We start from the raw sequence: 17,341 nt of genomic DNA on the forward strand, positions 1-17,341 counted from the left end.
CAGGCGGCGGTCGGTCCGCAGCTGGATCTCATCGTAGGGGTCATGGTGGTGTGGAACAGCGGGGTGAGCCCGCGCCGGTCAGCGTCGGTGAGGACGTCCTCCCACTCCGGCAGAGCCAGGGTGTCCTGGATCATCGGCATTCTCCCGCTCCAACTCCCGGACCCGCGCCCGGTCCGGCCCGGAGACCGGCTGCTCGGCCTCGCCATGCACGATCCGGTGCCGGTTCACCCAGGTGCCCAGAGTGCTGGCGTTGATCCCGAACTCCCGCGCCACCGACGCGACCGTCCGATCGCCCTCCAGCACCATGCGGATGGCTTCTTCCTTGAACTCGTGTGAGAACTGCCTGCGACGCCTCGTCACGTACCTACCTCTTCCAGACTTCTGTCAGCTTATGTAGCCGACTGTCCGGAATCTGCTAGGCACCTCAGGGTTACTGCGGCAGCCGCCCGCGCCGTGCCATCCTGAACCGGTGTGACCTTCGGTATTAGATGGCGCGGTATCTTCACCGCTACGTGGCGCCCGTAACGCGGGTTCGTCCGGGTCAACCTCGGCGGGATCATCTGCGTCGTATGATTGTGGATCTTGCCAGGCTTCGGGTGCCGCGTATCGCGGCCCGCGGCCGTCACCCTGTTCTTCACCCTCAGCGTCCTCTATCAACTGATGACGCCCACCCTGCCGCAGCCAGCACGGGCTGCAGCCTCGGTCGAGGAGATCGTTGACCGGCTGCGCGGATTCCTCGACGACGACGACACCTATGCTCCCTACGTCACTCTGCCGGGCACCTCCCCTCTTAGCTTGGTGCTGGCCGGACAGCATGGAAACGCGGATGCCGCCCGAATCCGTCAGGCCTACCGTGAAGGACAAGAAGATCAACTGGCCGCGTTGGGGCTGGTCGTCAATGCGGTCGCGCTGTGGAATTCGAAGTATCTGTCGGCCGCCGTCGACCAGTTGCGGGCGCAGGGCGTGCCGGTCAAGGATGAGGATGCCGCCCGGCTCAGCCCACTCGGCCACGCCCACCTCAACGTCCTAGGCCGCTATGCCATCTCCTCCTCCGCACCGGCCGAAGGCCTGCGCCAGCTCGGCGAAATCCCCGACCTGCCCGACGGCGGGGAGACGGCGGAGGGAGAGGGCGTGTAGACCTCTGGCTTTGCGCCGACGGCTATCAGGATTCTCCCGTGCGGGATTCACCGTGACGGCGGCGTCTTCAGTTCCCCTCGTGGTCGAAGGCGGCGACCTCACGTACGGCCTCGGCGATGGCGCGATAGTCCTTACGCAGGATCGAACCGTGGTTGCTGGCGACTTTCGCGCTGATTTGGATGTTCGGATTGCGGGCAGTCACCGCAGGGAGGCTGGCGCGTATCCGTTCGTGCCCGCCCTGGCTTCCGAAGGACTCCCCAGAAGCGACCACGTAGCGCGCCGGGACGGTGATGCTGTCCAGCACGGGGCCCAGGTCACGCTCGCGGGCGATCTTGCCGACCTCGATGTTGCTGTCTGCCAGCTGGTCGCCGGTCATCCGTGGAGCCATACCGAACGGGCGCAGCAGCTGCATGGGCCACCAGATCCGCTTCCATATCTTGCGCATCCCTGGTTCCATGGACTCGTCGAACCAGTCGTAGGGCTGCGCGCCCTCCACCAAGACCGCGCCCACGGTACGGGCCGGATTCCGACTGGCCCAGTGCGCCGCGACAAACGCTCCATAGGACCAGCCCACCACCACCGCCCGGGCCACACCCCGGGCTGCGAGGACAGCATCGACATCTCGGATGTTCGTCTCGAACGAATAATCCGCCGAACGCTTCGACTTACCACGCCCCCGCATGTCATAGGTGATATGCCGCCACTCCGTCCCCAACTCGGCAAGGACCCGCCGCCATTGCCGCTGAACGGCGGCGTGGCCGTTGAGGTAGATCACTGGGACACCGTCGCCGTCGGTGTCGGTGACGGCTAAGGCCGTATCGTCCACTGGGACCATGCCGGTCCAGGGGGATCGCGTGATGGTCATGGTCTCCCTTTCTCAGAAGTGAATCGCGAACGGTGGCGCGCCGTTGAGGTAGACCATCGGATGGCCGGGCCCGCCGGTGTCGCGCACGTACAGCGCGGTGTCATCGACCGGCACCATGCCGGTCCAGGTGGATCTGGCTGGTCATGGTTTCCCGTTACTCGCAGAAGACACGCAGGTGGCCATCGGGCGCCTCCATTTCCACGATCGTCTCGTCGAGGTGCTCCACGAGCGCCTCGAGCTGTGCGGGCTTGAGCTGGGTCAGGTCGATCGGCACGCCCGCCTTGACCAGCTCGGCGTTGGCCCGATCCAGCGCCCGCGGCGGGATCAGGGCGACGAGCTGTACACCGGCTCGCAGCAGTTGCAGCGGCACCCGCACGTTGAGCCGCCCTGACTCACCGTCCTCGAGGAACTCCATCACCAGCCGCAGGTACTTCGCCCTGCCTTTCGGCCGGGGCTCGAGGCGCGAAGCCGCCGGCGACTGGTCTCGTTCGAGCGCGACGAGGAGCCGCTCCGCCTCCTCTGCAGTGATCTTGCCCTCGACCAGCATGTCGAGGACGTCCTTGCGCTGTTCGTTCATCGAAACCTCTCCTACTTGATGGATACGAGCACCGCCGTACGGCTGTATTCGACGTCGACCCGGGTGCCGGGCAGCGCCGAGACGATGCGCCAGCCGGTGCCGAGCGCGCGCACCAAGCTGATGCTGAACACGAGGCAGGCCACGGCCGCACCCAGAACGGCTAGGACCATGACCGGTGAAAGGACGAGCACCACGGGCAGGACCGGCACCCAGATCCGGATGGCACGGTGGTCTGGGCGTTTGACCCGTACGGTCACCAACTGCGGCATCACGCGGGCCCTTCCAACTCGGACAGGGCCTGCTGTGCGGTGATCTCGCCACGGCGCAACCGCTCGATGATGTCGGCCCGCGACGGCGCCGGATCGGTCTCGACGAAGTCAAGCATCTGTGTGATCCGGTTCAGCCGCGCCTTGATCGTCGGATAGCTCACCCCGAAGATGCGTTCCATCTCCTTAATGGAGCCGTGGCACCGTACGAACGCCGTGATGAAGACCTGATCCTCGACTTTGAGCTGAGCCAGTTGCGGTAGCTCGAAGTCGCCCTCGATCGCGACGCTGCTGCCTGCCAGGCGCACCCGCTCGACGACGAACGGCTGACCCCGGGTCAGGTTTGTAAGTTCCTGCCAATCCATACCAAAGATATACCCGACGAACTTTCACTATTTCAAGATCGATCTTAATTTTCTTAAGCTAGCCCGTTTGATCTCGACCAAATCGCGCGAGGGTTGACAACTACGGCCGGAGGGGTCGGTGGGCGGGCTGCGCGGACGGCGACTTCTACGTCTCGCTGGTCGCCACATGCTCGGCGTCGACCTGGATGCCGAACTGCAAGCCCTCACCCAGGTCCTCACCGCCGCCGGATATGAAGTGGCCGCCGATTCCGACCACAACATCGCCTGCAGCGTCATCGCTCGCCTCGCCCCCGCGGGCTGACCCGGCAGGCTGGCCTGTCGGGATTAGATCGATTCTCGACACCACACCCGAGCCAGGCAACCAGCCGGGTGGCGGCTCGCCGTTGCTATAGGAGTTCTGGACCCCAAGCGGCCCCGGTCAGCCTTGTGGGACAGATGCAGCGGCACCTACACCAGAAGGCGGTCCAAGGTGTCGGTACTGGCACCAGAGCCCCTGCCAGGGCTGGCGGGTCAGTCGGGCAGGTGGTCGGTCCATTCAGTGGCGATCGTGGCGGGGGCGGCGGAGTGCGCGATGCCTCCAGTGAGCGGCGCCCAGATGGAGGTGTTCCTGAGCTGTCCAGTTTCGGGGTCGATGATGAGCGTTTCCTGACCGTTGAGCACCGGCACTTGGAGCCGCCGTCCGCCGTCGGCTTCGCCGAGGTCCTGGACATCAGCCCGGGCGGCGAGTACCCGGTAGGCGGCGGCGCGGACCTCGGGTGAGACCGGGGCCTCGCTGATCAGTGACAGGAGGGTTGCCATGGTGGCGCCCTCCTGCTGTTCATCGGTCAGCTGGCCGGCGCTGGTGCGCAGATCGCCGTCTGCGACCGCCGACTTCAGCTTCTCGTACAGGCCGCCCTCGTCGGTGGGAAGGTGCCGCAGCATCTCGAAGGTCATCCGCAGAGGCCCTATGGCGAACGGCTGAGGCTCGACGGGGAACTGTGTCAGCTTGCCTTCGCCCTTGAGCCCTTTCCCCTTCAGCCAGAACTGGCCGTTCTTCTTGTACCAGTACTCCTGCTGCGGTGCGCCCTTCCGGGTGATGGTGACATGCCAGTACGTCCCTGATCCCTCGGGGGCGCGTTCCGCAGTGGTGGCCGCGACGAGAAGGACCTCTCGCGCGCCAGAGTCCGAAGGGGAGTTCCCGACGTAGCCGGGAACGATCACCAGAGCGGCCGCAACGGCCGCGGCGGCCGCAGGTAGCAGTACCCATCGGAGTCCGAGCCTGGGGGTACGGCGGCGCATGCTGCGGCGAAGCTCCTGCCGACGCCGAGCGACCACGTCGGGCGACGGGTCCGGCTTGGCGAGCAATGTCCGAATTTCGTGCAGGTCATTCATGACTGTCCTCCTGTGCCATCGTCTTGTGGATCTTCTTGCGGGCGCGGCTAAGCCGGGAACCGACAGTGCCGTAGGAGATACCAAGCGCTTCGGCGACTTCTTGGTGCGTCAGGTCGGCCAGACTGACCAGCAGCACGACGTCACGCTCGCCCCGGTTGAGCGCGGCCAAGGCCCTCGCCAGAGCAGGTCTCAGGTGCTGGGCGGCCACCGAGTCGACCACGTGAGCCTCGTGGCTGCCGTCGGGTGGTTCAAGACCTGTCGTGGCCAGCGCCCGATAGTGGCGTGCCTCTTTGCGCCGGTGACGAGCGATCAGGTTCGTGGCGATGCCGAACAGCCACGGCCGCAGCCCTCCGCGGGCGGTGTCAAAGCGCGCGCGATCACGAAAGGCCAGGAAGAAGGTTTCCGCCGCGATGTCCTCCCCTGCCTGCGTATCCAGCCGGCCGGACGCGTACAGGTAGACGTCGCGGAAGTAACGGTCGTAGACGGCCGTGAACTCCTCCGCGTCCAACCGGAAGCGGGCAACGAGCTCATCGTCGCCCGCTCGCCCGTGTGTCTCGGTCGTCAAGTTTGGTCATCCTCCTGCGGTTGGCTGTCACCCTCTATTCGCCGCACACGCATCGGCCTTTCCCGCTTTCCAGGTACGGCCCTGCCGGCTGATTTCGCGGTGCTGGAGGAGACGAGGGCAGCGGCGGGCAGGTAGGCGATGCCGTACCAGAGGGCCGAAGTCGGAGCCGGTGTCAGCGACACGGCGAGGCTCATCAGGGCGATCAGCGCCAGTAGCGCGGCCGCCAGACGCCTTGCGCCGCCAGCTGCGATCACGATGGCCAGCACGCCCAAGATCCCGCTCGCCGCCAGGATATCGAAGATCAATTCGAGATCGAGAAGCCAGGCGCGAGCCAGCACGTGGATCACGGCGCTCGGCAGCGCATGAGTCCACAGGGGACGCAAGCCATCAGTGAGGTTGACCGCAGGTGGGATGACCACCAGAGGCAGGGCTGCGAGCATGCGGAGGCGGGTCGAGTCGGGGATGGCTGATTTCAAGGTTCGGCCTGGCCGGCTGGTCCCCAGGTTTCCCGATAGTCATACCAACCCCCTCTTTCAGGTCGTCTGTCATCTCCCTTCGCCGATGTCGCCCGAACCGTTCCCGGCAACAACGTTGCTACCAGTTCTTCCTCGTTGAGTGCGGCATCGCCCGTCTTGGCTTGGATGAAGGCGACGAGGAGGTCGTGGGTCCAGCTCGTCCCTTGATCCGGCGTTGGGCTGGGACGCCGGGAAGACACCGGGTGAAGCGATGGACACGGCGCCGTGCACCGGTTGCGCGGCCCGTGCGTGGAGCAGGGCCGTTGGCCCGGCTTGTGCACCGGCTTCGTCTCAATCTGGGCGGGCCGGTGAGCACACCGAACGCTCCCTGATCCTCGACCTGGCGCTCGCCCTGGCCGAGGACCGGCGCCGCGATCCGCAAGACCAAGAACGGTCTGGACGCCGCCCGCGCACGCGGCCGCCCCGTCGACGACGACATACGCGCCGGGATCCTCGACCGCCGCAAGCGCGGCGAATCCATCCGCACCATCGCCGCCGGAGTGAAGGTCTCCGTCGGCGTCGTCCACAAGACCCTCGCAGAAGCCCAGCTCGCCGCCGTAGAGGGCAACCCGTGCTGACCAGCCCGACCACCCTGGAGAACGTCGTGCCGCTGCCCCGGATCCCGACCGGGGACCCGCGCGTACTGGCTGTGTCGCACGCCGATCGCTAGCGGGGCGTACCGTCGTGCTCGCTTCTTCGGGCAAGGCTCTGGAGTTGCCCGTTGTGCACATCGCTTACCCACTCCCAGCCCGGCTTAGCCGATGGGCCGACCCGCGGGTCACTGGGAACATGGCCCTCACGCAAGGCGAGCACGTACGCCCGATCCCGCTCGATCCGTGCGTGTGCCTGATCAGCTCCGCCGACTGACCCGTGGCCAGGGACGACGACATCGACGTCGCCCGCCACACCCTCCAGCAGCCGCAGCGCTGCGAGGTAGTCCTCAATCGGGTCAGCGGTGCCGTCCAAGTCGAGCATCGGAACCAAGACATCAGAGAGCATGTCGCCGGCGACGAGAACGCCGCGTTCTTCAATGAACAGCGCCGCATGGCCCGGAGCATGCGCTTGATGCTCGATGATCCGGACTTGAGGGCCGTCCCATGGAATCTGCGCCGTCTCGGCGGGCAGGCCGATGATGAGGCCGAGCAGGTCCAGCGGGACCTGCCCGGCGATTTCCGTCTCGAGCAGGTGGTCGGCGATGCGGGCCTTCGCACCCGGGCCGGACAGCTGATCCCGGACAGTGGCCGCGCACCGGGCCGTGCCGTAACGAGGGGCCGCGCCGAGCTGGGCGTGCCAGAGTAGGTGATCCCAATCCGGATGCGTCGAGAAGCCTGCCACAACGGTCTGGCCCGAATCGGACAGGTCGTTCGCGAGGCAGACCATTTCGCGGCCCTGCACCCCGGGGTCGATGAGCAACACGCCAGCCCGGCCGTGCACGACAACGGCGTTGCTCTGGACGAACTCGCTCTCGTGGACCAGCACACCCTCCGCGACCTGCGTCAGCACGAGCTCGCCTCCTTTGCGTCCCGGGTGGCGTAGCGATGCATCGTGACGCCCTGCGCGAGCAGGGCGAGCTCGATCGGCACGTCGTAGTCGTCGAACAGCGGCCTGCCGAAGCCGAGGATTGCCGGGTGGGTGCAGTCATTGTCGACGTCCCAGCCGTCTCGACCTCCCAGCACGGCGCCGGTGGTCTTGATGTACTCGTCTTCCAGGCCCGGACGGGCTGACATCCCGGTCATCCAGTCCATGGAGTGGTTCGGCCCGGCCACGAATCCGTCCAGGGACATCGTGAAGTGCCAGAGCACCTTCCCGTCTGCGGTCTGCGGCTCGGTGTCGTTCATGCGTCGCCTCCTGCGATCTGCTTGCGGTTTGTGACTTGTCGAAGAGAGATGGCTCCGATCCCCGTGCCTCCGGCCAGGAGCTCATCTGGATGGTTCGCCACCGAGGAACCCGGCAGGTCACTCAGCCTGGCAGGAATTGGTACACGCCGGTAAGGTCCGATTCTGTGGGGCTATTGAGGACCAATTCGGGGCCGGCCGAGGACCTGCTCATCGAGCTGGACCGCGACGCCAGGGTGCCGCTGCACCGGCAGATCGAGGCGTCCATCCGCGCCGGCATCCGGGCCGGTCGGCTGCGATCGGGCGCGTCGCTGCCGCCCACCCGCACCCTCGCGGCCGGCCTCGGGGTTTCCCGCGGGGTGGTCGTGGAGGCCTACCAGCAGCTCGTGGCCGAGGGCTACCTCGTCAGCCGATCGGGCGGTTACACCCAGGTCGCCGCGTCGATGCCACCAGCCGCCACCGCCACTGCCGCCGGCGCGGGCTCTGCGGCTTCGATGGCGCAGCCAGCTGCGCGCAGAGCCGACTTCAGGGTCGACTTCGGATACGGGCGCACCGACGTGTCGCAGTTCCCGCGGGCCGCCTGGCTGCGCTCGGTTCGTACCGTGCTCACCACCACGCCCAACGACCGGTTCGCCTACCTCGACGGGCGTGGCGTGCCGGAACTGCGCGGGGCCCTGTGCGACTACCTCAACCGGGTGCGCGGCACATCGTCCGTCCCCGGCAACGTGGTGATCTGCAACGGCTATGCGCAGGGCATCTCGCTGCTGATCCAAGTGCTCGTACGTCACGGCGCCAGGCGGATCGCCCTGGAAGACCCGTCGTCCAGCGACGACGCCCGAGTGCTGGCCGTCGCCGCCGGTCTGGACGTGGTCGGCATCCCGGTGGGTCCGGACGGCGTTCAGGTCGATGCGCTCCATCGGGCTGAGGCCGATGCGGTCGTGCTCACGCCGTCGCACCAGTGGCCCACCGGGGGAGTGCTGTCGGCTGCGGCGCGGGCCGAGGTGATCCGCTGGGCGAAGCGCCGCGGTGCGATCGTGGTCGAGGACGATTACGACGCGGAGTACCGCTATGACCGGTCGCCGGTGGGCGCCATGCAGGGCCTGGCGCCCGATCATGTCGTCTACTGCGGTACGGCCAGCAAGACGCTCGCGCCGGGGTTGCGGCTCGGCTGGCTGGTCGTGCCTCCCCAACTGGTCGCCGACGTCGCCGAGGCGAAGGTGCTCGCCGACCGCGGTTCGCCGGTCATCGACCAGTTGACGTTCGCCGACTTTCTCGCGCGTGGCGAGTTCGACCGCCATCTGCGCCGGATGCGTCCGGTGTATCGCCGCCGCCGCGACGCGCTGCTGGACGCCCTGCGCACTCACCTGCCCGATCTGGAACCGGCCGGGGTCGCCGCCGGGCAGCATGTGGTCGCCTGGCTCCCGCTCGACCTCGATGAGGCGGCGGTGGTGACGGCCGCCGCCCGGCACGGGCTCGGCATCCACGGCGTCGGCCCGTACCGGATCGCCGGCACCGGACCGGGCGGCCTCATCTTCGGCTACGCCATCCTCGGCGAGAGCGCCATCGCCGAGGGGGTCGCGCTGCTGGCGGCGGCCATCCGGGAGGTACGGCGGCCCTGATCCCGCGCAGCCGCTCCGCCGGCGGCACATCCAGGACATGCGCATCAGTGTGCCGGGCGGATGTTCTGGTTCAGGTGGAACACGTTGGCCTGGTCGTAGGCGGTCTTCAGTGCGGTCAGCCGGGCCAGCTTCGCGGCCGAGTACGCCCGCCGTACGCCGCGCTGCCCATCTGCCAGCTCGTCGGCCGTCAACGAGTTGACGTACACCCCACTCGCGTACGGCTCGAGGGACGCACCGGCGGCGCGGGCGGCACCCATCCTGGCGTCGTCCTCCGCCGGGTCGGTCCAGCGGGTGCCGGCACCAAACTCGAACATCGTGCCGCGGTGGCTGAACGCCGCGTCGGCTTCCGGGACATCGGCGATCGCGCCGCCGTGCGCCTGCAGGCCGACGCCCGGCAGGTACGGGTTGGCGCTCAGGTCGGTGCCGCCGCGCAGCAGGAACGCCTCGATCGCCGCGGTGGGGAATCGCCGCAGGTAGTGCCCCTTGGAATAGCGGCGGTAGGCGTGGCCGCCGGTGGAGTCGTCGCGTTGCTGGAGTTCGAGGTAGGACGGTGTGGTGACACGCGAGGTGACGGGGCGTCCGAGCGCCCGCATCGCGGGGAGCAGCCGGCGGCCCTCGGTGGGGTCGCCGACCCACACGAACCCCAGCGTGGCGATCGGGCCGGCAGGACCGCTGCCGACACTGGCGGTGAACGTCGCCTGCCGGGGCGCGACGGCGTTCAGGTCGCGCCAGCCCTCGATGGCCGGGACGGCGTCCTCGGCGCGGAAGTCGAACTCGGCGACCAGAGTTCGCGTGCCGGTGTGATGCAGCTGGAACTCGAACTCGGTGACGATGCCGAAGTTGCCGCCACCGCCGCGCAGGCCCCAGAACAGGTCGCGGTTGACGGTGCGGCTCGCGGTCACCACGTCCCCCTCGGCGGTGACCATCGTGTAGGAGACGACGTTGTCGCAGGCCAGGCCGTACTGGCGGGCCAGCCAGCCCATGCCGCCGCCGAGGGTGAGCCCGCCGACGCCGGTGTGGGAGACGTTGCCGGCGGTGGTGGCCAGGCCGTACACCTGGGACGCTCGGTCCAGCGCGCCGAGCAGCGCGCCGCCCTGCACCCGGGCCCGGCGACGGGCCGGGTCGATCCGCACGCCACCCATGGGCGTCAGGTCGATCATGAGACCACCGTCGGGTACGGCGAAGCCGGCGGCGTTGTGGCCGCCGCAGCGCACGCCGATCTCCAGGTCCATTTCGCGGGCCATCCGCACGGCGGCGACCACGTCGGCGACGCCCGCCGCGCGGACGATCATGCGTGGACGCCGGTCGACCATGGCGTTCCAGACGGTACGGGCGGTGTCGTAGCCGGCGTCGCCAGGCGTGAGGAGCAGGCCGTCGAAGCGGGTCGCTGTCGTTGTCATGCCACTCAGCCTGGCAGGAATCGGTACACGCGATAAGGGCCGATTTTGTAGGCAAATTGAGAACCAATTCAGGGTGGGCCGAGGATCTGCAGACGGCGGTGATCCGTATGCTCCACCTACCAGGTGACGGGCAGCTCGTGGATGCCGTACGCGAGATTGCCGTGCTTGTAGGGCAGCTCGTCCACCGGCACGGCGATCCGCAGGGTGGGGATGCGCCTGAACAGGCTGGACAACACGATCTCCAGCTCCGCCCGGGCGAGGTTCTGCCCGAGGTACTGGTGCACGCCGTAGCCGAAGGCGACGTGGTGCCGGTTCTAGGCCGATGCGGTGGAGAAAAGCCGGTGAGAAGTAGTAGCGCTCAGAGGTCGTCTCTGAGGCTCAAACCGTCGCTAATCGCAGGAGATGCGAACTCCCCGTCTGATGCTTGTGGCGAGAGTTCCGCGGATGAATCCGGTTGCGGCGGTGCGGGTGAGCCTGGTGGGGTGCCTGCATGGACGGTGTCATTGAGCGGGTGCAACAGGCGAGGACGGAAAGAGACCGTAAGATCACGCTCCGACCGGCTCCATGGCACCGGCTGGCGGTGCTCGGCGCCCTGATGCTGGCCGCCCTCACCTTCAACACCGCGGAGAACCTGCCGGTCGGTCTCCTGGTGCTTATTTCCGAAGATCTACAGGTGCCCCTGTCAGCGGTCGGTCTCCTGGTCACCGGTTACGGCGTGACGGTGGCCATCGCATCTGTGCCGATAGCCCACGTCGTGCGGTCCGCGCCTCGGCGATATGTGCTCGCAGGGCTGCTGACCGCGCTCGTGGTGTCCAGTCTGATTGCGGCGCTGGCCACCTCCTACTGGATGCTCTTCGTGGCGCGGTTGCTGACCGCGCTCGCCCAGGCGCTGTTCTGGGCCGTGATGGGGCCGGTCGCGGTGGGCCTGTTCGCGCCCAAGGTCCGGGGCAGGGTGGTCGGGGCGCTGTCCGTCGCTGGTTCGCTCGCCCTCGTGGTCGGTGTTCCCGCTGGGACCTGGCTGGGCCAGCAGAGCAACTGGCAGATGCCCATCGCCATGCTGGCGGTTCTGGGACTTGTCTCTTTGGTGACGATCGCCGTTTTGCTGCCGACTTCGCGTCCGGAAGAAGAGCCCGCCGCCTACGCGACCAGTCCCGACGCGCGGCGGTTCTGGATTGTGCTGGCGGCCGGGACCTTGTCCTCCACCGGGGCGTTCACGGGATACACCTACATCGTGACGTTCTTGGGCGAGGTGAGCGGGTTCTCCCCGAGCACGGTTAGCGCCTTGTTAGTGGTTTTCGGTGCCGCGTGTCTGGTCGGAGTGAGCATCACCGGGGCGTTTCTGGACCGCTTTCCGCAGGCCGCGCTGACCACCGCCGTGGCCACGCAGGCGGTGGGGATGCTCGGCCTGTACGCGTTCGGCGCTCATCCGGTGGTGGCGGTGGTGTTCCTGGTGCTGATCGGCGGTGCACTCGGGCCGGTGTTCATGGCCACGCAGAACGCGATGCTGCACTACGCACCAGGCCGCACGGACATCGCCCTCGCAGCGAACTCCGGTGCCTACAACGCCGGCATCGCGGCGGGTGCCGCGCTTGGGGCACTGGTCCTGCCGCTTGCCGATGTGCGGGGCGCATTCCTCGCTGGCGGGCTGTTGACCGTGGGATCTTGCGCGGTGCTGCTCGGCGGTCGGCTGCTACGTGGGCGCCGTCGTCCGGAACGCTCAACACGGCGATGAGGGACGGCGACTCGTATCCGCCGGTAGCTCGGACGAGCGTCGACCATAACCGGGTGTGGCTGTGGGCCTTCGGTTCGATGAGGTCCGTTGTGAGGGATATCCGAGTCCAGCCTGTCAGCGGTGTAGGTGAGGTAGTGGCCCAGCCAGATCCGGGCAGTGAACTGGCTGGCGAACAGTGGGCTCAGTGGGATCGCCATCGGGCTGGCACTGGTGCGAAAGGTGACGATAGCGCGATGCATATGCCGAGGCTGTTGATCGTTCACACCGTGTCCCTGGGTGACAAGCTCGTCTTCTCGGCACGCTCAAAGATGGCCGGCCGTCGTCTCAGGTAAAGATCGTTCGGCCTCGGCTTCGGGGGTGGACCTGCAACGGAACCGTTTCGTACGGTAAGCGCCTTCCCGCAGGCCAGGGCAGGGGCCGAACGGGGCCCGTGCGGGGTCGTTAGCGTCCGTTCCCGTTCCGGCGCAGCTCACCTGTGACCATGGTTTCGGGGTGGATCGGCTGGTGGGTGACGCCTGGTGATGGTGATCTTCGTGTCCGGAAGTCCTCGGTAACGGACAAGATCAAATACAGGGTGTGGGGATTGCCTCGACCCCTCGGAAGCGTCCGAAACTCCGTCCGGAATCAATGTCGTAAAACGGCCGTCGCAGAGCCGGGTTTCGGTGCATGATCGAGGGTCATGAGCCTGCCTGTACATCCTTTTGCTGGCCAGCGGGTCGGCTATGCCCGGATCTCCAGCGCGTCGCAGAACCTGGACGGGCAGACCGACGCACTGAATGCGGCGGGCTGCGAGAAACTCTTCGCCGACACCGCGTCGGGGAAGCTGACTGAGCGGCCCGAGCTGACGCGGTGCCTGGAGTATCTGCGGGCCGGGGACACGCTGGTGGTGTGGCGGTTGGACCGGCTGGGCCGTTCCCTGCGGCATCTGGTGGAGACCGTCAACGCGCTGGCCGAGCGCGGGGTGGCCTTCGCCAGCCTGCACGAGGGGATCGACACCAGCACCAGCACCGGCCGCCTGGTCTTCCATATCTTCGCGGCACTGGCGGAGTTCGAGCGGGAGCTGATCGCCGAACGGGCGGCGGTGGGCCGGGCGGCCGCGCGTACCCGAGGCCGCCTCGGCGGCAGGCCCGCCAAGCTGTCGGCCGAGCAGGTCGCGCTGGCACGATCACGCTACGCGGCGCAGGACGCAACCGTGGCCGAGATCGCCAAGGCGCTGGGGGTGGGCCGTGGCACCATCTACCGGGCCGTGCAGCAGACATCCTGACGCCGCGGGAAAAGTCTGAGCGGGCGGTGGCCGCCGACGAGTCGGTGTCGTGGGTGTGGTCAATGAGGATTTCGGGTTGCATGTCGAGGCGTGCGCGTACCTGCCGGGGGGCTGCGTGCGGCGGGCCGGGCGTTCAACACCGAGAAGACCTACGCCGGCCGGATCGCTTTGTACTTGTCGTACTGCCTAGGCCACGGCGTGGACTGGTCGGGCGCATCGGCCTTGCCAAGACCCGCTCCGCACCACCGCGACGTCGGACCGACTCCACCCGGTTGGCGCAGGCCGGGACCGCCGGGCTCGACGTCGACCGAGCGGCCTTCGGGCTTGAGGCCGTGTCACCACTAACCGGGCACACCCTTGGGGGTGTGCCCGGCAGCAGGTTCATCAGCCAGCGGAGGCGGCCACCAGCCTGCGCAGGGTCATCGGCTCGGCGAGGACGAGGTCCAGAACCTGCTGTGCGTGGCGGAAGTGCGGGGTGGTGAAGTGTTCCATGAGGGCTCGGGGGGTTGCCCATTCCTCGATCACCACCATGCTGGCGGGGTGGTTGGGGTCGGTATAGGTGCGGTAGGCCAGGCAGCCGGGTTCGTCCAGGGACGGTTCGATCATCGCCTCCAGGGCGGTGCGGAGCCGGTCTTCCTGGCCGGGCGCGGCCCGGCACTCGGCCAGGACGATGAGGGGCATCTCGTTCGCTCTCCTTGCATGATGGTAGGCGGCTACGGCCGGGCAGGGCCGGTACCGGCGCCTGAGGCGGCGATCGCGGCGGCGACCTCGTCCAGGTCTGCCGGCGCCAGGCGCACCGCGCCGGCTGCGATCCAGCCGTCGACCTGCTCCGGCTTGCGGGCGCCGACGATGGCTCCGGTGACGCCGGGCCAGGCCAGGGCCCAGGCGATGGCCACTTCGGCCACGGTGGTGCCGTGCCGTTCGGCGATCGGGCGCAGCGCGTCGGCCAGCCGGAGATTGGCCGACAGCCCCGTGGTGAAGTCCTGGTGGGCGGCGCGCCAGTCGTCGGCGGGCAGGCCAGCCGCTCGCTGGGCGGAGAAGGCGCCGGTGAGCAGCCCCGACTGGAGCGGTGAGTAGACGATCACGCCGGTGCCGTGAGCGTGCGCCCAGGCGATCTCGGCCGCGGCGGACCGGTTGATGGCCGAGAACGGCGGTTGGATGACGTCGACATGGGCGATCTGCTCAGCGGCCTGCAGCTGGTCGGGGGTGTGGTTGGACAGCCCAATCGCGCGGACCTTGCCCTCGGCCTTCAGGTCGGCCATGACCTGCCAGTACTCCTCCAGGGGCGTGGCGTTGGGCGAGACGGCACCGTAGCCGTCGCCGGCGTACTCCAGCGACTCGCCGGTGTCGGGCCAGTGCACCTGGTACAGGTCGATGCGCTCGACGTTCAGCCGGTGCAGCGAGTCCTCGATCTCGCGGCGGACGCTGGCCGGCTTCATGATCCGGCGGGGCGTGGCCTGCGGGTCGTCGGGGTCCCAGACCAGGCCGGCCTTGGTGAAGATGTACGGGCGGTCGGCCTCGGGCAGGTCGGCGATGGCCTTGCCGACCAGTTCCTCGGAGTGGCCGAGCCCATAGACGGCGGCGGTGTCGATCCAGTTGACGCCGGAGGCAACCGCGTGGCGGATCGCGGCGATCGACTGGGCGTCGTCGGTGGCGCCCCAGCCGAAGCGCCAGCCGGATCCCGACACCGCCCAGGAGCCGAAGCCCAGACGGGTGATGCCCATGCCCGTGGCGCCGAGCGGCCGGGTCGGCACGTCAGTGGTGCTCATGTCGCAGTGCTCCCTGTGAGATCAGGGCCAGGCACCCTCTGGGGTGTCTGGCGCCGGAACCGTTCCGGCGCACATCACTGTGGTCTGGCGGAAGCGGCCGACCCAGTGCCCGCCGCTGCCTAGGCATGGCGTGACCAGGCTCCGGAGGGCGGCAGCGGAACCGGGACCGGGATACTGGTCACATGGCATTGGACAGACGTGCGGAACTGGGTGAATTCCTGCGATCGCGTCGGGCCCGGCTGCGGCCCGAAGAGCTGGGCCTGCCCGACTACGGCGGCCGCAGGCGCGTGCCCGGGTTGCGGCGGGAGGAACTGGCTCAGCTGGCCGGGGTGAGCGTGGACCACTACGTCCGGCTGGAGCAGGGCCGTACCCTGCACTTCTCCGAGGCGGTCCTGGACGCGGTCGCCCGCGCTCTGCGGCTGGACGCCGTCGAACGTGACCATCTGTACCGCCTGGCCCGCCCCTGGTCCGAGGCTGACCGCGCCGACGCCGAGCCCCCGCTGCAGCGCGTACGGCCGGGTCTTCGCCGCCTGCTGGATTCCTCGGCCGACGTCCCGGCCTACATCGTCGGCCGCAACACCGACGTCCTGGCCTGGAACCACCTCGCCGCGGCACTGATCACCGACTTCGCAGCGCTGCCGCCACAGCAGCGCAACCTGGCCCGTCTGGTGTTCCTGGACGAGGGCATGCGCAGCCTGTACGCCGACTGGCGCGGCAAGGCCGGCGACGTGGCCGCCTACCTCCGGCTCGATGCCGGACGCCACCCCGAGGACACGCGGACGGCAGCCTTGATCGACGAACTGTCGGCCGCCAGCCCGGAATTTCGCGAGGTGTGGGCGAAACACCGGCTCAAGGACAAGACCCACGGACGGTACGTCTACCAGCACCCCGTGGTCGGCAGGCTCGACCTCGGATTCGAGACGCTCCGGCTCCCCGACGACCCCGACCAGGCATTGATCGCCCACACGGCAGAGGAAGGATCCCCGTCCCAGACAGCGCTCCACCTGCTGGCGACCTGGGCCCAACAGAGCAGCCTGACCGTGAGCTGACGACCCGGCCTTGCAGCCACCCGTCGGCGGTTCCGTAAATCGCCGCGAAGCTGACAGTCAAGGCGATCGGGCTACCGCAGGAGCTCGCCAACGGGTGCACGATGGACAGCGGGAAGGACCTCGTCTCGAAGGGCCGCGACGAGGACCGGTTCTCACGTGGCTTAACGGCCTTCAAGCGGCTGACCAGCTAGTTCGCTCGACAACCCCAGATAACTTCGGTACCGGGTGTTCCCTCGTGCCGAGGGCGTCTACCAGGAGTCGTCCTCATCGAACTCCTCCTCGTCCTCGTCGCGGGCGTCGGGGTCACGCAACTTCCGGGTTGCGACGGCGCCTTTGGCGGAGTCGGCGGAATCCACCGTGGTAAAGGAGTATTTCCCGTGGACATTGATGTGTTTCCGCATGAAAGGACTGAGGCGGGCGACGTCTTCATCCCGCACGGGATACCCCTGGGCGCGTAACGTGTTCAACGCGGCGTCAATATAGACCGTATTCCAGAGAACCGCGCAATTCAAAACAATGCCCAGCGCGCCCAGCTGGTCCTCCATGCCTTCCCGGTATCTCTGGAACACCTCGCGGCGGCGGCCGTGAAATATCTTCTCGGCCAGTGCGTGGCGCCCTTCCTGGAGGTTGCGCATGCCTTTGATGCCGCGCCGGTAAGGTTCGCTGTCGATGATCGACAGGATGTGGAGGGCTTTGAAGAGGCGGCCGTAGGTCGCGATCGCCTCACCGAGGGCGGTGGGGTGCCCGTCCCGCTGCAGGGCTCTGACCACATCCGACGCGCTGACCTTGCTGGTGTAGATCGTGGCGATCAACCGGAGGATCTCCCCCCAGTGCCGCCGCACCTTGCCCAGGTCCAACTTCCCCCTGGCGAAAGTGTTCAACGGGCCGTAGTCAGCCCCGTTATCGGCGCGCCACCCTTTCTGATCGGGCAGGTCAGCCAGCGCCGGACGATAGTCAACACCCAGCAGATGCGCGATTCCAAACACCAGATCCGAATAGGATCCAGTGTCAG

General features: G+C 67.9%; 21 protein-coding genes and 1 pseudogene. 7 read left to right on the forward strand and 15 right to left on the reverse strand.

Going from position 1 to position 17,341, the window contains the following annotated elements; all coding sequences use genetic code 11:
- Window positions 1-78: 78 nt before the first annotated feature.
- On the reverse strand, window positions 79-360 hold the full coding sequence (locus tag V5E28_RS49955) for a transposase (RefSeq protein ID WP_442945999.1): 282 nt from the start codon (window positions 358-360) through the stop codon (window positions 79-81).
- Between the two features lie 453 nt (window positions 361-813).
- Here V5E28_RS49955 and V5E28_RS47500 point away from each other — a divergent pair.
- A pseudogene (locus V5E28_RS47500) lies at window positions 814-1,137 on the forward strand (Tn3 family transposase); the annotation flags it as partial.
- Between the two features lie 67 nt (window positions 1,138-1,204).
- On the opposite strand, the gene V5E28_RS47505 reads toward V5E28_RS47500, so the two are convergent.
- From V5E28_RS47505 to V5E28_RS47520, 4 genes are all read right to left on the reverse strand, one after another.
- A complete protein-coding gene (locus V5E28_RS47505) occupies window positions 1,205-2,002 on the reverse strand; it encodes an alpha/beta fold hydrolase (RefSeq protein WP_336216914.1) in 798 nt (265 codons plus the stop codon).
- Between the two features lie 154 nt (window positions 2,003-2,156).
- On the reverse strand, window positions 2,157-2,579 hold the full coding sequence (locus V5E28_RS47510) for an SHOCT-like domain-containing protein (protein ID WP_336216915.1): 423 nt from the start codon (window positions 2,577-2,579) through the stop codon (window positions 2,157-2,159).
- A gap of 11 nt (window positions 2,580-2,590) precedes the next feature.
- The gene (locus tag V5E28_RS47515; RefSeq protein ID WP_336216916.1) at window positions 2,591-2,848 is read right to left on the reverse strand and encodes a hypothetical protein; all 258 of its coding nucleotides are present in this window, start codon (window positions 2,846-2,848) and stop codon (window positions 2,591-2,593) included.
- A complete protein-coding gene (locus V5E28_RS47520) occupies window positions 2,848-3,210 on the reverse strand; it encodes a DUF2089 domain-containing protein (RefSeq protein ID WP_336216917.1) in 363 nt (120 codons plus the stop codon). Before V5E28_RS47520 ends, V5E28_RS47515 begins: the two co-directional genes overlap by 1 nt.
- Window positions 3,211-3,376: 166 nt before the next feature.
- Between V5E28_RS47520 and V5E28_RS47525 the strand changes: the two genes are divergently transcribed.
- A complete protein-coding gene (locus tag V5E28_RS47525) occupies window positions 3,377-3,511 on the forward strand; it encodes a hypothetical protein (RefSeq protein WP_336216918.1) in 135 nt (44 codons plus the stop codon).
- A gap of 209 nt (window positions 3,512-3,720) precedes the next feature.
- Here V5E28_RS47525 and V5E28_RS47530 read toward each other — a convergent pair whose 3' ends face one another.
- From V5E28_RS47530 to V5E28_RS47540, 3 genes are read right to left on the reverse strand one after another with little or no spacing between them, the layout of a single operon-like run.
- Window positions 3,721-4,581 carry a CU044_5270 family protein gene (locus V5E28_RS47530; RefSeq protein WP_336216919.1) on the reverse strand — a complete coding sequence of 287 codons (861 nt, stop codon included), beginning with the start codon at window positions 4,579-4,581 and terminating at the stop codon, window positions 3,721-3,723.
- Window positions 4,574-5,146 (reverse strand): RNA polymerase sigma factor, encoded by a 573-nt coding sequence (locus V5E28_RS47535; RefSeq protein WP_336216920.1) that lies wholly within the window; start codon window positions 5,144-5,146, stop codon window positions 4,574-4,576. The genes V5E28_RS47530 and V5E28_RS47535 overlap by 8 nt, the downstream gene beginning before the upstream one ends.
- Entirely contained in the window at window positions 5,143-5,586 is a 444-nt protein-coding gene (locus V5E28_RS47540) for a hypothetical protein (protein ID WP_336216921.1), read from the reverse strand. Before V5E28_RS47540 ends, V5E28_RS47535 begins: the two co-directional genes overlap by 4 nt.
- 563 nt (window positions 5,587-6,149) lie before the next feature.
- On the opposite strand from V5E28_RS47540, the gene V5E28_RS49960 reads away from it, so the two are divergent.
- Window positions 6,150-6,239: a hypothetical protein gene (locus V5E28_RS49960; protein WP_442946001.1), complete on the forward strand. Its 90-nt coding sequence runs from the start codon at window positions 6,150-6,152 to the stop codon at window positions 6,237-6,239.
- Between the two features lie 88 nt (window positions 6,240-6,327).
- Here V5E28_RS49960 and V5E28_RS47545 read toward each other — a convergent pair whose 3' ends face one another.
- Entirely contained in the window at window positions 6,328-7,164 is an 837-nt protein-coding gene (locus V5E28_RS47545; protein ID WP_336216922.1) for an MBL fold metallo-hydrolase, read from the reverse strand.
- Complete coding sequence (locus V5E28_RS47550; RefSeq protein ID WP_336216923.1) at window positions 7,158-7,499, reverse strand: hypothetical protein; 342 nt, start codon at window positions 7,497-7,499, stop codon at window positions 7,158-7,160. Before V5E28_RS47550 ends, V5E28_RS47545 begins: the two co-directional genes overlap by 7 nt.
- A 173-nt stretch (window positions 7,500-7,672) precedes the next feature.
- Between V5E28_RS47550 and pdxR the strand changes: the two genes are divergently transcribed.
- The gene (pdxR, locus tag V5E28_RS47555; RefSeq protein WP_336216924.1) at window positions 7,673-9,115 is read left to right on the forward strand and encodes a MocR-like pyridoxine biosynthesis transcription factor PdxR; all 1,443 of its coding nucleotides are present in this window, start codon (window positions 7,673-7,675) and stop codon (window positions 9,113-9,115) included.
- A 44-nt stretch (window positions 9,116-9,159) separates the two neighbouring features.
- Here the strand turns inward: pdxR and V5E28_RS47560 are convergent, their stop codons facing one another.
- Complete coding sequence (locus V5E28_RS47560; protein WP_336216925.1) at window positions 9,160-10,515, reverse strand: FAD-binding oxidoreductase; 1,356 nt, start codon at window positions 10,513-10,515, stop codon at window positions 9,160-9,162.
- Between the two features lie 116 nt (window positions 10,516-10,631).
- Complete coding sequence (locus tag V5E28_RS47565) at window positions 10,632-10,799, reverse strand: hypothetical protein (protein WP_336216926.1); 168 nt, start codon at window positions 10,797-10,799, stop codon at window positions 10,632-10,634.
- A gap of 206 nt (window positions 10,800-11,005) precedes the next feature.
- Here V5E28_RS47565 and V5E28_RS47570 point away from each other — a divergent pair, with 206 nt between their 5' ends.
- Entirely contained in the window at window positions 11,006-12,247 is a 1,242-nt protein-coding gene (locus tag V5E28_RS47570) for an MFS transporter (RefSeq protein ID WP_336216927.1), read from the forward strand.
- Window positions 12,248-12,926: 679 nt separating this feature from the next.
- Window positions 12,927-13,511 (forward strand): recombinase family protein, encoded by a 585-nt coding sequence (locus tag V5E28_RS47575; RefSeq protein ID WP_336216928.1) that lies wholly within the window; start codon window positions 12,927-12,929, stop codon window positions 13,509-13,511.
- Between the two features lie 384 nt (window positions 13,512-13,895).
- On the opposite strand, the gene V5E28_RS47580 is transcribed toward V5E28_RS47575, so the two are convergent.
- Window positions 13,896-14,192: a putative quinol monooxygenase gene (locus V5E28_RS47580; protein WP_336216929.1), complete on the reverse strand. Its 297-nt coding sequence runs from the start codon at window positions 14,190-14,192 to the stop codon at window positions 13,896-13,898.
- 32 nt (window positions 14,193-14,224) lie between these two features.
- Window positions 14,225-15,280: an aldo/keto reductase gene (locus V5E28_RS47585; RefSeq protein ID WP_336216930.1), complete on the reverse strand. Its 1,056-nt coding sequence runs from the start codon at window positions 15,278-15,280 to the stop codon at window positions 14,225-14,227.
- Between the two features lie 182 nt (window positions 15,281-15,462).
- Here V5E28_RS47585 and V5E28_RS47590 point away from each other — a divergent pair, with 182 nt between their 5' ends.
- Window positions 15,463-16,329, forward strand: a complete 867-nt coding sequence (locus V5E28_RS47590; RefSeq protein WP_336216931.1) for a helix-turn-helix transcriptional regulator — start codon at window positions 15,463-15,465, stop codon at window positions 16,327-16,329.
- Window positions 16,330-16,577: 248 nt separating this feature from the next.
- On the opposite strand, the gene V5E28_RS47595 is transcribed toward V5E28_RS47590, so the two are convergent.
- Window positions 16,578-17,341, reverse strand: a 764-nt coding sequence (locus V5E28_RS47595) for a Tn3 family transposase (RefSeq protein WP_336216932.1), incomplete at its 5' end; no start/stop codon positions are given.

This window comes from Nonomuraea sp. LPB2021202275-12-8, assembly GCF_037044575.1.
Taxonomy (GTDB): domain Bacteria; phylum Actinomycetota; class Actinomycetes; order Streptosporangiales; family Streptosporangiaceae; genus Nonomuraea.